The following is a 21,713-nucleotide window of genomic DNA, read 5'->3' as shown; positions in this document are numbered from 1 at the left end:
GAACAACTGAAAACCGGACAACACAGCAAGCCACGCCGTGAGGCCCCCACGCCTCCCCAATGCGCCCCGCACGCGGACGCATCCCCCCGATGAAATCCCCACGGCGCCGCCACCGTCCCGGCGGCGTCGGAGAAAACCTCCCTGGAGGTCGTACGTGTCCACATCCGCAGCTCCAAGCAGGTTCGGCAACAGCCGGGCCGTGATCCAGCGTTTCGGCGGCCACCTCGCCGGCATGGTCATGCCCAACATCGGGGCGTTCATCGCCTGGGGCCTGATCACGGCGCTGTTCATCCCCACGGGTTGGATCCCCAACGAGACGCTCGGCGGCCTCGTCGACCCGATGATCAAGGTGCTGCTGCCGGTCCTGATCGGCTACACCGGCGGTCGGCTCGTGCACGACCAGCGCGGTGCGGTCGTGGGCGCCATCGCCACCATGGGTGTCGTCGTCGGCGCCGAGATCCCGATGTTCCTCGGCGCGATGATCATCGGTCCGCTCGCCGCCTACATCATGAAGATGTTCGACAAGGTCGTGCAGCCGCGCATCCGCGTCGGCTTCGAGATGCTCGTCAACAACTTCAGCGCCGGCATCATCGGCGGCATCATGGCCGCCCTGGGCCTGTACGCGGTCGGCCCGCTCGCCGCCGGCCTGACCAAGGGCCTGGGCAGCGGCGTTCAGTTCCTGATCGACCTGAACCTGCTCCCGCTGGTCTCGATCATCGTCGAGCCCGCCAAGATCCTCTTCCTCAACAACGCCATCAACCACGGCATCCTGGGCCCGCTCGGCGTGGAGACGGCCGCCGAGACCGGCAAGGCCATCCAGTTCCTGATCGAGTCCAACCCCGGCCCGGGTCTGGGCGTCCTGCTGGCCTGCTGGTTCTTCGGCCCGAGGATGAGCCGCGCCAGCGCCCCCGGCGCAGTGATCATCCACTTCTTCGGTGGTATTCACGAGATCTACTTCCCCTACATCCTCGCCCAGCCCAAACTGATCCTGGCGGTCATCGCGGGCGGCATGGCGGGTGTCACCACGTTTATGATCTTCGGCGCCGGACTCGTCGCCACCCCGTCCCCGGGCAGCATCATCGCCCTGATGGCGGTCACCCCGCGTGGTGAGCACCTGGGTGTGCTGGCGGGCGTGCTGGCCGCCACGGCGGTCTCCTTCGCGGTCGCGGCCCTGCTGATGGGCTTCGGTCGGTCGGAGCGCGCCAAGGAGAAGGCTGAGCAAGCAGACAACTCGGAGGTTTCCGCATCATGAGCAGCATCAACGGCTCGGACATCAAGAAGGTCATCGTCGCCTGCGACGCCGGGATGGGCAGCAGCGTCCTGCTGACCTCCCAGCTGTCCAAGACCCTGGCCCCGTACTCGGTCAAGGTGGAGCACACGCCGGTCAACCGGATCCCCGGCGACGCCGACGTGGTGCTGTGCCACACCGGCCTCGTGGACCGGGCCCGCGCCGGCGCGCCGGACAAGGTCGTCATCGGGTTCCAGATGTTCCTGGGCGACCCCGCGTTCGCCCGTCTGGAGCAGGCCATCAAGGCCGGTGAGACGCTTGCCGACTGATCTCGTGATCACCCCCGAGGCGGTGCGCCTGGGCGCCACCGCCTCGGACAAGGCCGACGCCGTCGACCAGTGCGGGAAGCTCCTGCTGGAGCTCGGCGCGGTCGAGCCCGGCTACCTGCCCGCCATGCACGAGCGCGAGAAGTCGGTGCCGACGTACCTCGGTGAGGGCGTCGCCATCCCGCACGGCACCGACGCGGCCCGCGCCCTGGTCAAGAAGACCGCGCTGGGCGTCATCCAGTTCCCCGAGGGAGTCGACTGGGACGGCCAGCGGGTCACCATCGCCATCGGTATCGCGGCGAGCGGCGAGGAGCACGTGGGAGTGCTCTCCGCACTGGCGAAGGTCCTCATGGACCCCGCCCGCGCCGCGCGGCTGCGAGAGGCCGAGGACGCCGCCACCGTCATCGACCTGCTCCGTCCGACCGACTAGCAACAAGAAAGAAGGCAGTTCATGAAGGTCGCCCGTTTCTACGCACCCGGCGACGTCCGCCTCGAGGAGGCGCCCGAGCCGCAAGCCGGTCCGGGTGAGGTCAAGATCCGGGTCCGCAACTGCTCCACCTGCGGAACCGACGTCAAGATCCACCGGCACGGACACCACCACATCTCGCCGCCGCGCGTCATCGGCCACGAGATCGCCGGTGAGGTCGTGGAGGCGGGCGACGGGGTGTCCGGTTGGGAGGCGGGCGACCGCGTCCAGGTGATCGCCGCCATCCCGTGCGGGGAGTGCCCCGACTGTCGCCGCGGCTGGATGACCATCTGCCCCAACCAGGAGTCGATGGGCTACCAGTACGAGGGCGGCTTCGCCGAGTACATGGTCGTTCCCGCCAAGGTGCTGGCGGTGGACGGGCTCAACCGCATCCCCGAGGGGGTCGGCTTCGACGAGGCGTCCGTCGCCGAGCCGCTGGCCTGCGCCCTCAACGCCCAGGAGTTCGCGGGCGTGGGCAAGGGCGACACGGTGGTCGTCGTGGGCGCCGGGCCCATCGGCTGCATGCACGTCCGGCTCGCGCGGGCGCGCGGCGCGGAGAAGGTCTTCCTCGTCGAGCTCAACCGCGGCCGCCTGGACATGTCCGCCAACGCCGTGCACCCCGACGCCGCCATCTGCGGCGCCGAGGTCGACGCGGTGCAGGAGGTCCTCGACCTGACCGAGGGGCGCGGCGTGGACGTGGTCATCACCGCCGCCGCCTCGGGCAAGGCCCAGGAGGACGCCCTGCGGATGGTGGCCCGCCGCGGCCGGATCAGCTTCTTCGGCGGCCTGCCCAAGGACAAGCCGACCATCACGCTGGACTCCAACGTGGTGCACTACCGCGAGATCACCATCTACGGCGCCAACGGGTCCAGCCCCGACCACAACAAGCGCGCCCTGGAGCTCATCGCGTCCGGCGCGGTCCCGGTGTCCGACCTCATCACGCACCGCATGCCCCTGGACGACGTGCTCACCGCCATCGAGACGGTCGCCTCGGGGACCGCGATCAAGGTGACGATCGAGCCGTGAGCACACACGGTCTCCGTGTTGTCGATGTCGGTTCCTAAGGAACGGAGAGCGGAGTGGACGTTCAACAGGACCGCGGTCAGAGCCCGGTGACCGCGCCGGAGATGCTGACCGGTACCGGTGCCAGTACCGGGACCGCGGTAGGACCGGTGGCGGTGATGTCGCCGCCGCCCGCGCTGCCGGAGCGGCGGCCGCAGGCCGTCGACGCGGCGGCCGAGACCGCCCGTGCCGCCGCGGCGCTGGAGCGGGTCGCCGACCTGCTCCAGGAGCGCGCGGCGGCGGCCGACAGCGAGGCGAGCGCGATCCTGGGCGCCCAGGCGCTCATGGCGCGCGACCCGCAGCTGGCCGCGAACATCGCCAAGGAGATCGAGGGCGGGGAGCCCGCGGAGTGGGCGCTGGACACCGCCGTCACGGGGTACCAGGAGCTGCTCCGCTCGGCGGGGGGCTACCTCGCCGAGCGCGCCGCCGACCTCGACGACATCCGGAACCGGACGATGGCGGTGCTGCTGGACGCGCCGATGCCCGGACTGCCCGACCCCGGGCACCCGTTCGTGCTCGTCGCCGACGACCTGGCGCCCGCCGACACCGCGCAGCTGGACCCCGCGACGGTGCTGGCGATCGTCACCCGGCGCGGCGGCCCCACCAGCCACACCGCGATCCTGGCGCGCTCGCTCGGGATCCCGGCGGTGATCGCCTGCGTGGGGGCGGAGCGGCTCGCCGACGGGACGCCCGTGGCGGTGGACGGCGACACCGGTGAGGTGGTCGTCCGTCCGGACGCCGAGCGGGTCGAGGCGGCGGCCCAGCGCGCCGAGCTCCGCCGCAAGGTCCTGGAGACCAGCGTCGGGCCGGGGCGGACCGAGGACGGGCACAGTGTGAAGCTGCTGCTCAACGTGGGCGCGGAGGACCCGGACGCGGCGGGGGCGCACGACTGCGAAGGCGTGGGGCTGCTGCGCACGGAGTTCCTGTTCCTGGACCGGGAGACCGAGCCCACCCCCGAGGAGCAGTACGAGAGCTACGCTCGGCTGTTCCGGGCCTTCGGGGACCGCGCGGTGACGGTGCGCACGCTCGACGCGGGCTCGGACAAGCCGCTGGCGTTCGCGGACCAGGGCGAGGAGCCCAACCCGGCGCTCGGGGTCCGGGGCTTCCGGATCACGCGCGCGATGCCCAGGCTGCTGGAACGGCAGCTCGCGGCGATCGCGCGCGCGGTGGACGCCACCGGCGCGCGGGTCCGGGTGATGGCGCCGATGATCGCGACGCCCGCCGAGGCCGCCGAGTTCGCGGGGCTGGCCCGCGAGGCCGGGCTGGCCGAGGTCGGCGTGATGATCGAGGTCCCGGCGGCCGCGCTGCTGGCCGACCGCATCCTCGAGCAGGTCGACTTCGTGTCGATCGGCACCAACGACCTGTCCCAGTACACCCTGGCGGCGGACCGGATGCTGGACACCCTGCCGGGGCTGCTGGACCCGTGGCAGCCCGCGCTGCTGCGCCTGGTCCAGGAGACCGGTTCGGCGGGCGAGCGCCTGTCCAAGGCGGTCGGCGTGTGCGGGGAGGCGGCAGCCGACCCGCTGCTGGCCCTGGTCCTGGTCGGCCTCGGGGTGAACAGCCTGTCCATGTCCGCTCCCGCCCTGCCGGCCGTGCGCTACGCGCTGGCCAGGCACAGCCTCCAGGCCTGCCGTGACCTCGCAGCCCTGGCGGTGGCCTCGGCCGGCCCGGAAGAGGCCCGCGCGGCCGTCCGCGCGGCGGCCTCCCCGGAGGTCGCGGCCCTCTAGGAGAACGGCCCTCCGGTGAAAAGCGGCCCCCGACCTCCCCTCACTCCCCTGGTCGGGGGCCGCCGCCGTGCCCGGGACCGCACGGCTTCCGCGAACCCCGGCGGGCGTCTCAGGCGGGGTACACGGCGCCCGGCGCGCGCCAGGTGAGCAGGTAGCGCCAGAAGAGCAGGCGGCGGGTCCGGGCGCCGGGCAGGTGTTCGGCGGCGGCCCGCCGGATCTCGGCCAGGGACGTCGAAGGGGCGAGCATCGGCATGGGCGCGCCCTCGTCGTCCGGATCGGGGACGCCCGTCATCGCGCGGCCCAGGGCCAGGGACGCGCCGACGGTCCACTGGGGGACCAGCGCCGCCGCGTCCCACAGCAGGTCGGCGGGGTCCTCCCTGCGGTACAGGCCGCACACGGCCAGCACCCCGCCGGGGGCCAGCGCGGAGCGCAGCCGGGCCAGCGACGGGCCCAGGGGCATGTGGTGCAGGCTGGAGAGCGCGGTGACGAAGTCGTAGGCACCCGGTTCGAGAGGGTGGTCGGCCAGCGTCGCCTCGGTGAAGCGCGCGTTCAGCCGGTCCGGGGTGCGCTCCCGGGCGGCGGCGACCATCACGGGGGAGGGGTCGAGGGCGTCGACCCGGTCCACCCGCAGCGCCAGCCGCCGGGTGAGGCGGCCCGTCCCGCAGCCCACGTCCAGCGCGCGCACCGCCCCGACGGGCAGGTGCCGCAGCAGGAGGTCGTGGTAGTGGGTGTTGTGGTTCCAGTGCGGGGCCACCGGTCCCCCTCGTCGGTCGTCGGTCGGACACGGGAGAAGCGGGCCCGGCCTGAGGCGGGGCCCGCGGATCATCGGGGGCGGTTCCGTCCGGCCCTCCCGGACCGGGTCAGCCCGCCTGCTTCTTGGCCTCCAGCGCCTCCACGGCGATGACCGCCGCCGCGACCGTGCGGTGCACCGCCAGTTGGCGGTGCAGGCCCACCAGCCGGATCACCTTGGTGACCCGCTCGTTGGGCGCGGCGAGAGCAAGACCGCCACCGCGCTCCCGCACCAGGCGGTAGGCGTTGATGACGGCGTTGAGCCCGCTGGAGTCCATGAAGTCCAGCGCGGAGAAATCGAGGATCAGCCATGGTCCGTGCGCGTCGATCGCGGACAGGACGGCGTCACGGAGGTCGCCGGCGGTCGCGATGTCGAGTTCACCCTCGACGGACACGATCACGCTGTGATTCTCGACCCGGGTGCTCACCCCAAGCCTGTGCACTTTTTACTCCTCCCGGCCTCGCGCGAGTATATGAGGGATCCCCATCAGCGACCATAGGCCACATCACAGACCGGTTCTCCTCGGCGCGGTCCCTTTTCGCGCCGACGCTCCCGCCGTGCGGTCTCCATCCTCCACCGCCCGTAGGGGGCCCACTCCCGATCCCCTGGCCGCTCGCGAGGCTCTGGAAACACACGGTATTAGGCGAAGGGCCGATCGGGAACGGCAGGGCGGAAGAAATTTCCGCTCCACGGTCACAAATTCGGGGGACATATGCGGTCCTGTGGGAACTATGGGAGGTCGAAGCGTTGAACGAGAGGTTACGGTTCGGCCGTGCCGCCGGTTCGGGGCATCCCTTCGCCCTCCTTCCCGGAGGCCCCCCAGAAGACCGCGAGGAGCTCCTCCGCGGCCAGCGTCGCGGTGACCCGCCCCGCGCGCACGGCCTCCTCCAGGCCCGGGGCCAGCGACCGGACACCCGGGTCGGTGCGCAGCCGTCCCAGCAGCCGGTCCCGCACCTGCGCCCACATCCAGTCCACCTGCTGGCGGTTGCGCCGCTCGGCGAGCTCGCCCGCCTCCTCCAGCGCCGCGCGGTGCGCCCGGACCCTCTCCCACACCGCGTCCAGCCCGGCGCCCTCCAGGCCGCTGCAGGTGAGGACCGGCGGCGTCCACGACGGGCTGACCGGCCGCAGCAGGTGCAGGGCGCGGGCCAGCTCGCGGGCGGCCCTGCGGGCGTCCGTCTCGTGCGGGCCGTCGGCCTTGTTCACGGCGACCACGTCCACCAGTTCCAGGACGCCCTTCTTGATGCCCTGGAGCTGGTCGCCGGTGCGCGCCAGGGTGAGGAACAGGAAGCAGTCCACCATGGCGGCCACCGCCACCTCCGACTGGCCGACCCCCACGGTCTCCACCAGCACCACGTCGAACCCGGCGGCCTCCATCAGGACCATCGTCTCGCGGGTGGCGCGCGCGACCCCGCCCAGGGTCCCGGCCGTGGGGGAGGGGCGCACGAACGCGTTCGGGTCCACCGCCAGGCGCGACATCCGGGTCTTGTCGCCGAGGATGCTGCCGCCGCTGCGGGACGAGGAGGGGTCCACGGCGAGCACCGCCACCCGGTGCCCGTCCGCGGTCAGCATGCTCCCCAGCGCGTCGACGAAGGTGGACTTGCCGACTCCCGGCACGCCCGTGACGCCGACCCGGTGCGCCTTCCCGCTGTGCGGGAGCAGCCGGACCAGCAGGCGCTGGGCCAGCTCGGCGTGGTCGGACCGGCGCGACTCCACCAGGGTGATCGCGCGCGCCAGGGTGGGCCGGTGTCCGGCGAGCACGCCCTCGGCGTAGGCGTCGATGTCGATGGTTCTGGCCATGTCTTCCATTCGATCGGTGTCCGGGGGCGGCGGGCCACCGGAACCGGTCAGTGTCCCAGGCGCTCGCGGAGCCGGTCGAGCAGGCCCAGCGCGGCCTCGGCGATGACCGTCCCGGGCGGGAAGATCGCCGAGGCGCCCGCCTCGTACAGGGCGTCGAAGTCGGCCGGCGGGACGACGCCGCCCACGACGACCATGATGTCGGGGCGCCCCAGCGCCGAGAGCTCCTCACGCAGCGCGGGCACCAGTGTCAGGTGGCCCGCGGCCAGCGATGACACGCCGACGATGTGCACGTCGGCCTCCACCGCCTGGACGGCGACCTCGGCCGGGGTCTGGAACAGCGGGCCCACGTCCACGTCGAAGCCGAGGTCGGCGAACGCGGTGGCGATCACCTTCTGGCCGCGGTCGTGGCCGTCCTGGCCCATCTTCGCGACCAGGATGCGCGGGCGGCGCCCCTCGTCCTCCTCGAACGCCTCGACCCGGGCGGTGACCTCGTCCAGGTCCACGCGCGCGTCGCCGCCGGCCCCCGCCTCGTTCCGGTACACGCCCGAAATGGTGCGGATCCGGCCGGAGTGCCGCCCGAACACCTTCTCCATGGCGTCGGAGATCTCGCCGACGGTGGCCTTGGCGCGCGCCGCGTCCACCGCGTACGCGAGCAGGTTGTTCTCCAGCGTCCCGCCGTGGGAGGGGGCCGCCGCCGCGGCGGTGAGCCGCCGCAGCGCGTCCCCGACCGCCTCCTCGTCGCGCTCCTCGCGCAGCCGCCGCAGCTTCTCCAGCTGCTCGGCGCGCACCCGGCCGTTCTCCACCTTGAGCACGTCGATCTCGTCCGCTGACTCGGGGCGGTACTTGTTGACGCCGATCACCGGCTGGCGCCCCGAGTCGATCCGCGCCTGGGTGCGCGCGGCGGCCTCCTCGATGCGCATCTTGGGGATGCCCGCGTCGATCGCCCCGGCCATGCCCCCGGCCTCCTCGACCTCCCGGATGTGCCCCCAGGCGCGTTCGGCCAGCTCGTAGGTGAGCCGCTCCACGTAGTCGCTGCCGCCCCACGGGTCGATGACCCGGGTGGTGCCCGACTCCTGCTGCAGCAGCAGCTGGGTGTTGCGGGCGATGCGGGCGGAGAAGTCGGTGGGCAGCGCCAGCGCCTCGTCCAGGGCGTTGGTGTGCAGGGACTGCGTGTGGCCCTGGGTCGCGGCCATCGCCTCCACGCAGGTGCGCACCACGTTGTTGAACACGTCCTGGGCGGTCAGCGACCAGCCCGACGTCTGCGAGTGCGTGCGCAGGCTCAGCGACTTGGGGTTCGCGGGCTCGAAGCCGTTGACCAGCCTGGCCCACAGCAGCCGGGCCGCGCGCAGCTTGGCGACCTCCATGAAGAAGTTCATCCCGATCGCCCAGAAGAACGACAGCCGGGGCGCGAAGGAGTCCACGTCCAGCCCCGCGTCGCGGCCCGCGCGGATGTACTCGACGCCGTCGGCGAGGGTGTAGGCCAGCTCCAGGTCGGCGGTGGCCCCCGCCTCCTGCATGTGGTAGCCGGAGATCGAGATGGAGTTGAAGCGCGGCATTCTCCGCGAGGTGAACGCGAAGATGTCGGAGATGATCCGCATGGACGGCTGCGGCGGGTAGATGTAGGTGTTGCGGACCATGAACTCCTTGAGGATGTCGTTCTGGATGGTCCCCGCCAGCTTCTCGGGCGGCACCCCCTGCTCCTCGGCGGCCACGATGTACAGCGCCATGACCGGGAGCACCGCGCCGTTCATGGTCATCGACACGCTCATCCGGTCCAGCGGGATGCCGTCGAAGAGCTGGCGCATGTCGTAGATGGAGTCGATCGCCACCCCCGCCATGCCCACGTCCCCGGCCACCCGGGGGTGGTCGGAGTCGTAGCCGCGGTGCGTGGCCAGGTCGAACGCCACCGACAGCCCCTTCTGCCCGGCGGCCAGGTTGCGCCGGTAGAAGGCGTTGGACTCCTGGGCGGTGGAGAACCCCGCGTACTGGCGGATCGTCCACGGCTGGTTGACGTACATCGTCGGGTACGGGCCGCGCAGGAACGGCGCCAGGCCGGGGTAGGTGCCGACGAAGTCCAGGCCGTCGCGGTCGGCGCGGGTGTACAGCGGTTTGACGCCGATGCCCTCGGGGGTCTCCCACACCAGGGCGTCGGGCCCCTTGCCGGTGGCCTCGGCCAGGGCCTCCCGCCAGCGCGCGGCCTCGGCGGGACCGGAGGCCGCCGCGGGCGTGCCCGCGGGGACCTCCGCGAAGTTCGGGATGCCTGCGTTCATCGGGCCGCTCCCAGGAAGTCGCTGAGTTCTGTCAACAGGGTCAGTGCGTCGCAGCCGGCGAACACGAAGTCGTCCACCCCGGCGGCCGCGAGGTCGTCGGAGGGCCTGCCCGCCAGGAGCACCCGCTCGGCTCCGGCGGCCCTGAGCGCGGACGCGGTGGCGGCGGCGTGCTCGGCGTACACCTTGTCGCCGGAGCACACGCACGCCACGCGCGCGCCGCTGGCGGTGAACGCCGCGGCGGCGTCGTCCGGCCCGGCCGCCGGGCCGCCCGGCAGCGGCTCGATGCCGCCCGCCTGGAACAGGTTCGCGGCGAAGGTCGCCCGCGCGGTGTGCGCGGCGACCGGGCCGAGCGTGGCCAGGAAGACCCGCGGGCGCGCGCCGGTGGCGGCCAGGACCGCGTCCGAGCGGTCCCGCAGCGCCTCGTACCCGGCCGCGTACCGCCGCGCCGGCAGCGCGCCCGGCGCGGTCGGAACGGGTGCTCCGGGCGCGGCCGCGCGTTCGAGCGGCCTCTCGTCCAGGTCGGCGAACTCACTCACGCCGGTCAGCGGGTCGCGGCGGTGCGCCAGGTTCGCGCCGCGCTCGCGCCACACCTCCTCCACCCGCTCCGCGACCAGGCCCGAGGCCAGCGCCTCGGCCATGCCGCCCGCGGCCTCCAGCTCCCGGAGGAACGCCCAGCCGCGCTCGTACAGGTCGGCGGTGAGGCGCTCCACGTAGAACGAGCCGCCCGCCGGGTCGATCACCCGGGCCACGTGCGACTCCTCCAGCAGCAGCGCCTGGGTGTTGCGGGCGACGCGCAGGGCCAGCGCGTCGGGCAGTCCCAGGGCGGCGTCGAAGGGCCGCACGGTGACCGCGTCGGCGCCGCCCACACCCGCGCCGAAGCAGGCCAGGGTGGTGCGCAGCATGTTCACGTACGGGTCGCGCCGGGTCGTCATCGCCGCGGAGGTGACCGCGTGCTGGCGCGCCCCGCGGTGCTCGGCGGCGAGCCCGCACACCTCGGCGACCCGGTTCCACATGGCGCGCGCGGCGCGCAGCTTGGCGATGGTCATGAACTGGTCGGCCGTCGCGGCGAGCCGGAACTCGATCCGGGCCGCGGCGTCGGCCAGGTCCAGCCCGGCGTCCGTCAGCGCCCGCAGGTAGGCGATCCCCGAGGCGATCGCGGCGCCCAGCTCCTGGGCCTCCGAACCGCCCGCGTCGTGCACGGGGGTGCCGTCCGCGACCAGCAGCCGCAGGTTCGGGCGGGCGGCGGCGAGCGGGGCGGCGAACCGGGCGGCCGCGCCGGTGTCGGCGCGCTCGCCGGTGCGTGCCGCCAGGCCGAGCGGGTCGATGCCGAGGCTGCCCGAGACCGCGCTGTCGGGCAGGCCCTGGTCGGCGTGCGCGGCGAGCAGCGCGGCGGTGGCGGCCTCGAAGTCGGCCCCGGCGTCGAGGACGACCGGCGCCAGGTCCAGGTGGACGTCGGTGAGCACCTCGCCGATCCGGTCCACCGGGACGCCGGCCGCGCCCACGCCCAGCCAGACCGAGGTGACGCCGTTCTCCAGGTCCGCCAGCACCGCTCTGCGGGCGGCCGCGGCGTCGGGGTCCGCGTGCCGCTGGCGGACGTCCCAGCCGCCGGTGACCGAGCCCTGCGGCCGCGACCCCCGGGTGAACGGCGCGGTGCCGGGGAAACCGGACTCGGCGTCGTCGCCCTCGTCGTACAGCGGCTGGATGACGATCCCGTCGTAGGTGGTGGCGGCCAGGAGGCTCTCGGGCGCCCCGCCCGCCTCCTCGACGTCCATTCCGCTCTTGCGCAGTACTCCGGCGACCAGACCGCGCCACTGCTCCTTGGTCGCCGAGGGGAACTCGGCGGCGAAGGCCAGGGCGTCGGGCGTCGTGGCTGTGTTCTCCGGCACGCTCATACCCGAGATGGTAGAGAACGCCGCTCGGAAACGCCGCCACCAGGGTCGGTCAACCCCGAATCCCTGAGCAGGGACCAACGGGGAAGCGGATGACAGGGGTTTCCGGGGCGGGGGTCCTAGGGAACCTCCGGCGCGGGTGTGAATTCGGGCACCGATGCTTCGGAGGTTTTTCGGCCTCACGCCACGCGGATCGCGAGGTGACGGCGGGCGGCGACGGCGGGGGCGGGTCGGGGCCGCGCCCACGACGTCCGTTTCGCGTGGTTTCCGTTGGTGATCTTGCTGTTTCCCCCCGAGAACCTTGACTTCGGGGGGGGGGGGGGACAGCAAGATCACCGGACATTCGAGGGCGGTTCCGCACCCACCCGGAATGATCACGGGCTTTCCGCCCTTCCCGGCCCCGAAACGGGCAGAAAGCCCACGACCGTCAACAAAACCACCGGTGCCCGAATTCACCCCCGCGCCGGAGGTTCCCTAGTCCTGCTCGCTCGGGGTCGGGGGCGGGGTGGCGGTCGGTCCGATCGGGGTCTCGGGGGCGAAGACGAAGCGCTGGCGGTTCTGGACGACCAGGGCGTGGCCGTCGGCGGTGACCGCCTCCACGTAGCCGGGAAGGTCGTCGACGACCAGGTCCTTGGTCTCGGCCTCCAGCACCACCTGGGAGACGCCGTCGTCGGCGCGCGAGTCGCCGTACACGTAGCCCGAGAGCGCGAAGCGGGGGGCGAGGGAGCGCTCGTCCCGGTCCTCGAACTCCCAGAGCGGCTCGCCGGAGGCCAGGTCCACGGCGACCATCGGGGTCGGGCCGCCGGTCTGCGGCAGCAGCAGGGTCCCGGTGGCGGGATCCCAGACGACGCCCGCGACCGGGGCGCTGTCGAACCCGCCGTCGGCGGCGTTGGTGCCGGGCTCGCGCAGCGACCACAGCAGTTCGCCGTCGCCCAGGTCGTGCAGGGACAGCATGGAGGGCTCCTCGGGGCTGCCCCAGCGGATCAGCGCGGTCTCGCGCGGCCCGGCCCGCTCTTCGGAGTCCCGGTCCGGGGAGGGGGTGCCGGAGGGCTCCTCCGACTCCTCCGCCCCTTCGCCCTCGGGGAGCTCGTAGAAGCCGACCAGCCGGGGCCGGGGGCGGGACAGCGCCTCGTCCTCGAACCCGGGGGAGTCGCCGGAGACGCTCCACAGCAGCGCGCCCTCGTCCGAGATGTCGCGGGCCTGGAGCATCCCGACGCCGTCGTCCAGGAGCACCACGTCGCCGCGCGCGGCCACCGGGACGCCCATGTGGCCGGCGTCCTCCTCAGCGTCCTCCGGCGGGCCCCCGTCCCCGGGCTCCTCTTCGGACCCCGCCTCCGGCTCGTCCTCGGCCGGTTCGGCGGGTTCGGTGAACTCGTACGTCCACTCGGCGCCGTCGCCGGGGCCGCCGACCGAGAACTCGCCGTACGGCTCCCCCGCGCTCCAGTCGGCGGGAGCGCGGACCACCAGGCCGTTGAGGTAGCTCTCGCGCGGGTCCGTCCCGGTCCACACCCGCTCGCCGGTCTGGTCCAGGACCGTCCGGACGCTCGCGTCGCCGTCGCTCGTGCTCACCTCGAACACGTCCGAGCCGGAGCCGTCCCGGGTGAAGCGCTCCACCCGGGAGGCGCCCTCCCACAGGAGCCGCCCGTCGCCGGCGCCCTGCAGCAGGTGCCGCTCCTCGCTGTTGGAGCTGATCAGGAAGGCGTCGCCGACCGCCTGGATGCGTACGCCCAGGGGGTCGGCGAGGATCTCCTGGCCGGGGCTCTCGCCGCCGTGCAGGAAGCGCAGCGGCTCCTCGGCCAGGCCGGGCGGGACCTCGCCCTCGTACACCGTGGGCGGCGGCTGCGGCGTGGTCGGTTCCGGAGCCGGTTCGGGGGTGTCGGCGCAGGCGGTGGCGGCGAGCAGCAGGGCCGCGCCGGTCGCCAGCGCCCGAGAGCCTCGCTGCCCGCTGCGCATGTCCCCTGAAACCCCCTCGAACGACGTGTCTGATAGGGAGATCCTAGGTCCCGCGGGCGGGACCGACCACGAGACCTGCCCGTGTCGTCACCGTGGGTACCCGCGCGGACCGAATACCCATGGTGCGGGGTCGCGCGGGTTAGGCTCCGGTGCCATGAGGATTTATCAGAGCGAATTGCGCTCCCTGGAAGGTGAGCCGTTCCGGTTGCCGCAGGACCAGTTGCTGATGATCGTCAACGTGGCCTCCAAGTGCGGTAACACCCCCCAGTACAGCGGTCTGGAGCGACTCCAGGAGGGGTACGCCTACCGGGGCTTCTCCGTGATCGGGGTGCCCTGCGACCAGTTCGCCGGCCAGGAGCCGGGAACAGCGGAGGAGATCCGCCTCTTCTGCGCCATGACCTACGGGATCAGCTTCCCCCTGCTGGAGAAGACCGAGGTCAACGGCCCCAATCGGCATCCCCTCTACGCCGAGCTCACCAAGGCCCGCGACTCGCGGGGGCTGGCCGGGGACGTCGAGTGGAACTTCGAGAAGTTCCTGGTGGCCCCCGGCGGCCGGGTCCTGGACCGCTTCCGGCCCCGCGTCCAGCCCGAGGACCACCAGATCATCAGCGTGATCGAGGAGAACCTGCCGGGCTGACCGGCCGGCGCGTCCACTGGTCCTACGATGTTCTGCGATGCGCATACTCGTGGTGGAGGACGACGACCGCGTCGCGCGGGGGCTGGTCACCGCGCTGCGCAACGCGTCCTATGAGGTGAACCGGGTGGCCACCGCCGAGGCCGCGCTGAGGGCGCCCGCGGCGGACGTCGTGCTGCTCGACCTCGGGCTGCCCGACGCCGACGGCATCGACCTGCTGCGCAGGCTCCGCGAGCGCCCCGCGGTCGCCATCATCGCGGTCACGGCCCGGGCCGAGGAGCGCGAGCGGGTGCGCGGGCTGCGATCGGGGGCCGACGACTACGTGGTCAAGCCGTTCGGGATCGCCGAACTGCTGGCGCGGATCGACGCCGTGCTGCGCCGCACCCGGACGGCGCGGGCCGGGGCCGGCCCCGAGCCGGCGCTGCGCGTGGGCCCGCTCACCGTGGACGTCGAGGCGCGCGAGGCCAGGCTCGACGAGGCGGCGCTCCCCCTCACCCGCAAGGAGTTCGACCTGCTGGCCCTGCTCGCCGGACGCGCGCCCGCGGTGGTCAGCCGGGACTCCATCCTCGACCAGGTGTGGGGCGCCTCCTGGGAGTCCTCCTCGCGCACGCTGGACACCCACATCGCCGCCCTGCGCGGCAAGCTCGGCTCCGCGGTGCGCATCCAGACCACCCGGGGCGTGGGCTACCGGCTCCTGGCCCGCACGGAACCGGACTGACGGGCCGACGATGCTGCGCCGCCTCCTCGCGATCCTCCTTCCGCTGGCCTTCGTCCTGGTCACAGCGCTCGGCCTGCCGCTGACCACGGTCGTGGCCCAGCAGGAGACCCAGGAGGTCTACGTCGACCGGCTCAACGACATCGGCCGGTTCGCCTCGCTGGCGGCCACCGCGCTGGACACCGAGCGCACCGAGGCGCTGCACATGGAGCTGCGCCGCTACGAGGAGCTCTACGGCATCCCCGTGGCGCTGCTCGACCCGGCGGGTGAGGTGCTGCTGTCCTCGGGGTCGGCGCGCGAACTGGTGGACGTGCTCGCGGACCCCGCCACGGGAACCGTTCTCGCCGCGGCGCTCGCCGGGTTCCGCCCCGAGCCCCCGACGGCGGTGTGGCCGTGGAGGTCCGAACCGCTCGTCCTCGCCGAGCCGATCGGCCGGGACAGCGAGGTGATGGGGGTGCTGCTGCTGGTCTCGCCCACGGACGGGCTCCGCTCGCGGATCCTGGCCAGCTGGGGGTGGCTGGGCCTGGGCGGACTGCTGCCGCTGACCGCGCTGGCCGCGGTGGCCTGGCCGGTGTCGCGGTGGGTGCTGCGCCCGGTGCGCCGCCTCGACGAGGCCGCCGCCACGATCACCGACGGCGACCTCTCGGTGCGCGCCGACGAGGTGGGCGGACCGCCCGAGCTGCGCAGCCTCGCCGCGTCCTTCAACGCGATGGTGGACGTGGTGGAGCGCTCCCTGAGCCGCCAGCGGGCGTTCGTCTCCGACGCCTCGCACCAGCTGCGCAACCCGCTGGCGAGCCTGCGCCTGGCCGTGGAGAACCTGGAACCGTACCTCACCGACCCCGCCGCCCGCGAGGCCTACGACGACGCGGTGGAGGAGGCCAAGGCGATGCACCGCATGCTCAACGCGCTGCTCGCGGCCACCCGCCTGGAGAGCTTCGGCAGGGCGGAGCCCGTCGCGCTGGACACGGTGCTGGACACCCGGCTGGAGCGCTGGCGGGCCCTGTGCGCGGAGAAGGGCATGACCCTGGAGACGCGGATCCCGCCGGGCCTGCGGCTGCTCGAACCGCCCGGAGGGCTCGGCGGCGTCCTGGACGAGCTGGTGAGCAACGCCATCCGCCTCTCCGGCGGGACGCGGGTGCTGCTGCGCGCCCGCCCGGGAGTCCGGGTGGAGCTGTCCGTCGCCGACGACGGCGTCGGCCTGGACACGGAGGAGCGCGTCCAGGCGCTGGGGCGCTTCTGGCGGGCGCCCAAGCACCAGAACACCGTGGGAACCGGCCTGGGCCTGGCCATCTGCGCCGAACTGGTGCAGGACGCGGGCGGTGAACTGCGCCTGGAACCGGGGCTGCCCACCGCCTGGGGCTACGGCCTGGCCGTGCTCATCAGGCTGCCGGAGGCAGCGGACTGACCCCGGGCGTCCACGGCCCGGTGCTGTGCGGGTCGAACCAGCCGACCGCGCCCTCCCGGGCGTGGTCGATGCGGCGCATGATGCGCTCGTCCATCGCGGGGAGATCCGAGTAGTCGAACCAGCGCACGTCCAGGGACTCGTCGTCGTTGACGCGGGCGCTGCCGCTGACCGGGCGGCAGCGGAAGGTGAGGTCCAGGAACTGCACGCGGTCCTGGTTGGGGTAGGTGTGCGGAGCCTCCATCACGGCGCTGACCAGTGCCTCGGGCAGCACGCGCAGGTCCGTCTCCTCCTCGATCTCGCGGACCAGCGCGGCGGCGGGCTGCTCGCCGGGCTCCACGATGCCGCCCGGGGTGGACCAGCGCCCGTCGTCGGCGCGGCGGTGCAGCAGGATGCGCTCGTCGGTGTCGATGACCACCGCGGTCACTCCGATCAGGCACAGCAGCCGGTGCCCCACGTGCTCGCGCAGTTCCAGGATGAAAGGGGGTGTGGACATGCCTCCGAGCCTAGGTCGTCGGCGGAGGGCCGTGGCCCGGCGGGAGTCCGCTTCTCACTTCTTGGCGGCTCGGAACCAGCGCTCCGAACCCGGGTGCAGGGGGACCGGGCCGGTGGCGATGCCGGTGCGGACGTTGATGTGCGCGGCCTCGGGGCGGTCCGCCGCGATCGTCCGGGACTCGGTGAAGACCACGCCGGTGACCAGTTCGGCGACGTCGTCGGCCAGGTCGGCGCGGCACAGCAGCAGGTTGGGCACGGCGACCGTGCTGGACGGCGGGACACCGGGGTAGGTCGTGGCGGGGATGGTCGCCGGGACGTAGGAGCCGGGGGCGGAGTCCACGAGCGCGGCCGCCTGGTCGGTGAGCGGGATGAAGCGGACGTGGTGGTCCCGGACGAGGTCCAGCACCGCCGGGGTGGGGATGCCGGTGAGCGAGAACAGCGCGTCGATCTCGCCGTCCGCCAGGGCCCGCGCGGAGGTCGCCTGGTCGAGCTGGACCACCTCGGCGTCCAGGCCGGTCAGCTCCAGCAGGCGCCGCACGGTGAACTCGGTGCCCGACTCCTTGGCGCCCAGCGACACGGGGAGGTCGGCCAGGTCGGAGTAGTCGTCGACGGGGGAGTCGGCGAGCACCACCAGGTGCAGGTGGCTGTCGTAGACCCGGCCCAGGGCGCGGGCCCACGGCGGTGGCTCGCCGTCCGCGCCGATCACCGAGTCCAGGCTCGCGAAGGCGATGTCGGCGTCGCCCTCGCGCAGCAGCCGCAGGTTCTCCTGGGAGGCCGCGGTGTCTGCGGCGACCACGTCGGTGCGCGGCAGCCGGGCGGCCAGCACCGAGGCCAGCGCCGCTCCGATCTCCCGGAACACCGCGCCCGGCGGGCCGGTGGCGATCCGCAGCCGGGCCGGGGAGGGCGCCGGGTCGCCCCCGCATCCGGCCAGCACCGCGAGGCCGCCCAGCAGGGCGGCGCGACGGGTGACGAGGGGAGTTCCGACCACGTTCGCAGCCTACGCTCGCGGCCCGCCGCCGTGACCGGGCGCACGAGACGGAGGTCACACAGGGCGACGCACGGTCACGAAGCGGAGCGAAATGTCAGACGAATCTGAAGTTTCGGTGGTGTGTCTTGTCTGTGAAACCGCATCGCGGCGACAGTCGTGTGACTCCCCGCACACCACACCCCTCAGGAGGCCCGAGGTGCCGCTCTTCAAACGCCCAGCCGCTCCTGGCACCGGACCGTCCGGCGCCGCGGAGCAGGCAGAACGCCGCAAGCCCGTCTACCGGCAGCTGTACTTCTGGGTGCTGGTCGGTATCGCCCTGGGCATCCTGGTGGGGCTTCTGTTCCCGGCCCAGGGCTCCCAGATGAAGTGGCTCGCCGACCTCTTCATCAAGCTGGTGAAGGTCGTCATCGCCCCCACGATCTTCTGCACCGTCGTCGTCGGCATCGCCGGACTGGGCAACCTGGCCAAGGCGGGCGGCCTGGCCCTGCGGACCCTGGTCTACTTCACCGCCACCACCGTCGTCGCCCTGGCGATCGGCCTGGTCACCGTGAACATCATGCGTCCGGGCACGGGACTGAACCTGTCCTTCGACGAGGCCGACGCCGCCGAGACGATCGACGCCGCCGCCACCACCGAGGGCGGGGGAGTCTCCGGCTTCATCCTGCACGTCGTCCCGGACTCGTTCTTCTCCGCGTTCGTGGACGGCCAGCTCATCCAGGTGCTGGTGCTGGCGGTCCTCGTGGCCTGCGCGCTGACGATGCTCGGCCGCCGCGGCGAGCCCGCCGTGCGGGCCCTGGACACGATGTCGCACATCATGTTCGGCGTCATCAAGATCGTCATGTACGTGGCCCCGGTCGGCGCGTTCGGCGGCATGGCCTTCACCATCGGCGAGTACGGTGGCCAGGTCCTGACCAGCCTCGCCTACTTCATGCTCAGCTTCTACGCCACCTGCGTGCTGTTCATCGTCCTCTTCCTCGGCCTGGTCAGCATGGCCACCGGGTTCAGCCTGTTCAAGTTCCTGCGCCTGATCCGCGACGAGCTGCTGATCGTGCTCGGCACCTCCTCCAGCGAGTCCGTGCTCCCGCGCATGATGGTCAAGCTGGAGGCGGCGGGCGTCAGGAAGTCGGTGGTCGGCCTCACCATCCCGACCGGCTACTCCTTCAACCTCGACGGCACCGCCATCTACCTGACCATGGGCGCGATCTTCATCGCCCAGGCCACCGGCTCGGACGTCTCGGTCTGGACCCAGATCGGGCTGCTGCTCTTCATGCTGCTGTCCAGCAAGGGCGCCGCGGGCGTGAGCGGCGCGGGGCTGGTCACGCTGGCCGCCTCCCTGGCCGCGTTCGGCGACGTCATCCCGCTGGCGGGCATCGCGCTCATCGTGGGCATCGACCGCTTCATGTCCGAGGCGCGCGCGATCACCAACCTGATCGGCAACGGTGTGGGGACGCTGGTGATCGCCCGGTGGACCGGCGGGCTCGACCGCGAGCGGCTCGCCCACGTCCTGGACAACCCCAACGCCATCGACATGGACGCCCTGATGGCCTACGACGCCGAGAAGGACGCGGAGCCCGCTGGGGCGGACCCCGAGCGGGGCGCGGACGACGGCGCCGAGAGCCGGGAGGAGGAGCCCGTCCCGGCGCGGTAACCGCCGCGGCCCCGGGGCGGGGCCCCGAGACAGGACTGACCGGCCCGTTCGGTACGGGCCGGTCAGCGGTGTCCGGGGGGCGTCAGTCGCTGTACTCGGTGATGTCGACGGCGACGCCGTTCTCGACGATGACCGTGGCGAGGCTGACCACGCCCTGTTCGATCTCGCGCTCGTACTCCTCGGGGGCGCACTCGTGGTAGCCGGGGTCGTCGTCGGTCAGGGCGGGCTGGCCCTCGGGGACGCAGGCGTGGTACCCGGCGTAGACCTCGGTGTCCTCGCTGATGTAGAACGCCTGGTCGTTGACGATGAGCTCGCCCGGGGCGAGGTGGATGACCTCGCCGCTGAAGGTCCCGCTGACACCCCCCTCGATCCCGCCCTGCGGGGTGTCCTGGCCCTCGGCCGAGTACTCGGTGATGTCGACGGCGACGCCGCCCTCGACGATGACCGTGGCGAGGCTGACCACGCCCTGTTCGATCTCGCGCTCGTACTCCTCGGGGGTGCACTCGTGGTAGCCGGGGTCGTCGTTGGTCAGGGCGGGTTCGCCTTCGGGGACGCAGGCGTAGTACCCGGCGTAGACCTCGGTGTCCTCGGTGACGTGGAACGCCTGGTCGTTGACGATGAGCTCGCCCGGGGCGAGGTAGGAGACCTCGCCCTCGAAGGTCCCGCTGACACCCCCCTCGATCCCCCCGGGATCCTCGGCTCCGGAGGAGGTTCCGGAGGGGGTGTTCGACGGCTCCGACTGGTCGAAGCAGGCGGTGGCTCCGAGGAGCAGGAGCCCTGCGGCGAGGGGGACGGCGATTCTGGTGCGGAGGTCTTGGGACATGCCGGAAGGGCCTTTCGTGGAAGCGCGGGAGGAGACCGGAACGGGGGTGCTCCGCGAGGCCGTGGTGGCGCGTCTGTGTTCGGATGATCCGGTGATCATGACATCAGACACTTCGCCTCCCGGCTTCTCCGTGGAACGGCTTCGCCGTCGGTGGTCGTTTCGAGGAGAGGGAGCCGCTTTGCCCCACTCGAAAAGGTTTGTTGCTTCGAGTGTGTTCTAAGTTCGCTTCTGTGGCTTTTTGGCCGGATCGGGTCATAGGGCCCTGTTTGGTTCGTGGCACGGTGAAAGCGGGTGTATACGCTGCGGTGCCGGAACGGCTCCGCGCGGACCGGCGCGTACCATCGGGTTCGGCCATGAGAACGATCAGACGCGACGGCGAGCACGAGCTCGACATCAGGAAGTCCCGGTTCCTCTGCGCGCTCGCGCGGGTGACGGACGAGGACGCGGCGCGCGCGTTCATCGCCGAGCGGCGCAGGCTGCACTGGAACGCCACCCACAACTGCACCGCCTACGTGCTGGGCGGGGACGGCCGGGTGCAGCGCTCCAGCGACGACGGGGAGCCCTCGGGGACGGCCGGGGTGCCGATGCTCGAGGTCCTCCGGCACCGCGGGATCACGGACACCGTCGCGGTGGTGACCCGCTACTTCGGCGGGATCAAGCTCGGGGCGGGCGGACTGATCCGGGCCTACGGCAACGCGGTGGCGGCCGCGGTCGACGAGGTCGGGCTGCTGGAGCGGCGCTCGCTGCCGGTGGTCACGGTGCTCGCCGACTACCAGTGGGCCGGACGGCTGGAGAGCGACCTGCGGGACTCGCGCCACCGGGTCCTGGACGTGCGCTACGAGGCCGACGTCCAGGTGGACGTGGCACTGGACGGGCTCGCCCCGGCGGAGTTCGGGGCCTGGGTCGCCGAGCTCACCGGAGGCCGGGCCGTGTGCGAGGAGCAGGACGACATGACCGTCGAGGTCGAGATCGCGCCCTAGCGTTTTCCCGCCGGTCTCGCCCTCTCCGGGGTCTCGAGGGCGGTCGAGACCCCGGAGAGGGCGGGACCGGCGGGAGGGGTCAGTCCCAGAGGCGGCGTATCGTCCAGTCGTTCGTCGCGGTGTCCAAGGTGATGTCGGCGATGTTGGACCGGCCCTGCTCGGACTCTGCCGCGACCCGGACCAGCCGGACCCCGGTGGTTCCGGGGGAGGCGGGGCCGCCGCCGTCCCAGGTGCCGATGACGCGCCGCACCCGGTACACCGCGCCGCGCCAGGAGAACAGGGCGGGGTGCCCTCCGTTGGTCGATCGGACGTCGATCCGTTCGTTGTAGAGACTCACCCGCGCACCTTATCGAACAAACGTTCGCACCGGGGCCGTCGGAGTCCTTCCACCCTAGATCCCCGGCGGGGAGCCGTCGCCCGGCCGGGCCCGCGTGTCCCGTGTGCCGCGGCGAACGCCACAGACCGACCGGTATGCCAGGTGGCCTATTCTAGGAGCGTTCGCACCGGGGCCGCACGGCCC

Annotated in this window: 20 protein-coding genes; 10 read left to right on the top strand and 10 right to left on the bottom strand. The window is 72.7% G+C overall.

The genetic code is table 11. The annotated features are described in order from the left end of the window. Positions 1 to 154 precede the first annotated feature (154 nt). The 5 genes from mtlA (at position 155) to ptsP (ending at position 4,809) form a co-directional block, all read left to right on the top strand. Entirely contained in the window at positions 155 to 1,252 is a 1,098-nt protein-coding gene (mtlA, locus tag EV190_RS01385; protein ID WP_208112982.1) for a mannitol-specific PTS transporter subunit IIC, read from the top strand. Beyond that, positions 1,249 to 1,557 carry a PTS lactose transporter subunit IIB gene (locus tag EV190_RS01380; RefSeq protein ID WP_133739562.1) on the top strand — a complete coding sequence of 103 codons (309 nt, stop codon included), beginning with the start codon at positions 1,249 to 1,251 and terminating at the stop codon, positions 1,555 to 1,557. Before mtlA ends, EV190_RS01380 begins: the two co-directional genes overlap by 4 nt. Then, entirely contained in the window at positions 1,547 to 1,984 is a 438-nt protein-coding gene (locus tag EV190_RS01375; RefSeq protein WP_133739561.1) for a PTS sugar transporter subunit IIA, read from the top strand. Before EV190_RS01380 ends, EV190_RS01375 begins: the two co-directional genes overlap by 11 nt. 21 nt (positions 1,985 to 2,005) lie before the next feature. Then, on the top strand, positions 2,006 to 3,046 hold the full coding sequence (locus EV190_RS01370; protein ID WP_133739560.1) for a zinc-dependent dehydrogenase: 1,041 nt from the start codon (positions 2,006 to 2,008) through the stop codon (positions 3,044 to 3,046). Between the two features lie 101 nt (positions 3,047 to 3,147). Next, on the top strand, positions 3,148 to 4,809 hold the full coding sequence (gene ptsP, locus EV190_RS01365) for a phosphoenolpyruvate--protein phosphotransferase (RefSeq protein WP_133740097.1): 1,662 nt from the start codon (positions 3,148 to 3,150) through the stop codon (positions 4,807 to 4,809). A gap of 109 nt (positions 4,810 to 4,918) precedes the next feature. Here ptsP and EV190_RS01360 read toward each other — a convergent pair whose 3' ends face one another. From EV190_RS01360 to EV190_RS01335, 6 genes are all read right to left on the bottom strand, one after another. Continuing rightward, a complete protein-coding gene (locus tag EV190_RS01360) occupies positions 4,919 to 5,563 on the bottom strand; it encodes a class I SAM-dependent methyltransferase (RefSeq protein WP_133739559.1) in 645 nt (214 codons plus the stop codon). 106 nt (positions 5,564 to 5,669) lie between these two features. Further along, complete coding sequence (locus EV190_RS01355; RefSeq protein WP_133739558.1) at positions 5,670 to 6,041, bottom strand: STAS domain-containing protein; 372 nt, start codon at positions 6,039 to 6,041, stop codon at positions 5,670 to 5,672. 317 nt (positions 6,042 to 6,358) lie between these two features. Then, entirely contained in the window at positions 6,359 to 7,396 is a 1,038-nt protein-coding gene (meaB, locus tag EV190_RS01350; RefSeq protein ID WP_133739557.1) for a methylmalonyl Co-A mutase-associated GTPase MeaB, read from the bottom strand. 47 nt (positions 7,397 to 7,443) lie between these two features. Next, positions 7,444 to 9,666 carry a methylmalonyl-CoA mutase gene (gene scpA / locus EV190_RS01345; protein ID WP_133739556.1) on the bottom strand — a complete coding sequence of 741 codons (2,223 nt, stop codon included), beginning with the start codon at positions 9,664 to 9,666 and terminating at the stop codon, positions 7,444 to 7,446. Beyond that, positions 9,663 to 11,558: a methylmalonyl-CoA mutase family protein gene (locus EV190_RS01340; protein WP_133739555.1), complete on the bottom strand. Its 1,896-nt coding sequence runs from the start codon at positions 11,556 to 11,558 to the stop codon at positions 9,663 to 9,665. Before EV190_RS01340 ends, scpA begins: the two co-directional genes overlap by 4 nt. A 471-nt stretch (positions 11,559 to 12,029) precedes the next feature. Next, positions 12,030 to 13,508 (bottom strand): hypothetical protein, encoded by a 1,479-nt coding sequence (locus EV190_RS01335; RefSeq protein WP_133739554.1) that lies wholly within the window; start codon positions 13,506 to 13,508, stop codon positions 12,030 to 12,032. Between the two features lie 154 nt (positions 13,509 to 13,662). Between EV190_RS01335 and EV190_RS01330 the strand changes: the two genes are divergently transcribed. From EV190_RS01330 to EV190_RS01320, 3 genes are read left to right on the top strand one after another with little or no spacing between them, the layout of a single operon-like run. Then, positions 13,663 to 14,145, top strand: coding sequence for a glutathione peroxidase (locus tag EV190_RS01330; RefSeq protein WP_133739553.1), 483 nt, complete (start codon positions 13,663 to 13,665; stop codon positions 14,143 to 14,145). 37 nt (positions 14,146 to 14,182) lie between these two features. Beyond that, the gene (locus tag EV190_RS01325; protein WP_133739552.1) at positions 14,183 to 14,860 is read left to right on the top strand and encodes a response regulator transcription factor; all 678 of its coding nucleotides are present in this window, start codon (positions 14,183 to 14,185) and stop codon (positions 14,858 to 14,860) included. A gap of 10 nt (positions 14,861 to 14,870) precedes the next feature. Then, positions 14,871 to 16,262, top strand: a complete 1,392-nt coding sequence (locus tag EV190_RS01320; RefSeq protein WP_133739551.1) for a sensor histidine kinase — start codon at positions 14,871 to 14,873, stop codon at positions 16,260 to 16,262. On the opposite strand, the gene EV190_RS01315 is transcribed toward EV190_RS01320, so the two are convergent. Together EV190_RS01315 and EV190_RS01310 are read right to left on the bottom strand one after the other, a co-directional pair. Continuing rightward, entirely contained in the window at positions 16,237 to 16,755 is a 519-nt protein-coding gene (locus EV190_RS01315; RefSeq protein ID WP_133739550.1) for an NUDIX hydrolase, read from the bottom strand. The two genes, EV190_RS01320 and EV190_RS01315, sit on opposite strands and share 26 nt — an antisense overlap. Positions 16,756 to 16,809: 54 nt before the next feature. Beyond that, positions 16,810 to 17,742 carry a TAXI family TRAP transporter solute-binding subunit gene (locus EV190_RS01310; RefSeq protein ID WP_243742260.1) on the bottom strand — a complete coding sequence of 311 codons (933 nt, stop codon included), beginning with the start codon at positions 17,740 to 17,742 and terminating at the stop codon, positions 16,810 to 16,812. Positions 17,743 to 17,938: 196 nt separating this feature from the next. On the opposite strand from EV190_RS01310, the gene dctA reads away from it, so the two are divergent. Next, positions 17,939 to 19,390, top strand: a complete 1,452-nt coding sequence (dctA, locus tag EV190_RS01305; protein ID WP_208112981.1) for a C4-dicarboxylate transporter DctA — start codon at positions 17,939 to 17,941, stop codon at positions 19,388 to 19,390. Positions 19,391 to 19,472: 82 nt separating this feature from the next. On the opposite strand, the gene EV190_RS23615 is transcribed toward dctA, so the two are convergent. Beyond that, positions 19,473 to 20,213, bottom strand: coding sequence for a hypothetical protein (locus EV190_RS23615; protein ID WP_208112980.1), 741 nt, complete (start codon positions 20,211 to 20,213; stop codon positions 19,473 to 19,475). Positions 20,214 to 20,566: 353 nt separating this feature from the next. On the opposite strand from EV190_RS23615, the gene EV190_RS01295 reads away from it, so the two are divergent. After that, entirely contained in the window at positions 20,567 to 21,193 is a 627-nt protein-coding gene (locus tag EV190_RS01295; RefSeq protein ID WP_133739548.1) for a YigZ family protein, read from the top strand. Positions 21,194 to 21,272: 79 nt separating this feature from the next. On the opposite strand, the gene EV190_RS01290 is transcribed toward EV190_RS01295, so the two are convergent. Next, the gene (locus EV190_RS01290) at positions 21,273 to 21,530 is read right to left on the bottom strand and encodes a DUF6504 family protein (RefSeq protein WP_133739547.1); all 258 of its coding nucleotides are present in this window, start codon (positions 21,528 to 21,530) and stop codon (positions 21,273 to 21,275) included. Positions 21,531 to 21,713: the final 183 nt, after the last annotated feature.

Source organism: Actinorugispora endophytica, assembly GCF_004363075.1.
Taxonomy (GTDB): Bacteria; Actinomycetota; Actinomycetes; order Streptosporangiales; family Streptosporangiaceae; genus Actinorugispora; species Actinorugispora endophytica.
The sequence above is the reverse complement of the archived record's forward strand: the minus strand, read 5'-3'. Positions and strand labels throughout refer to the sequence as shown.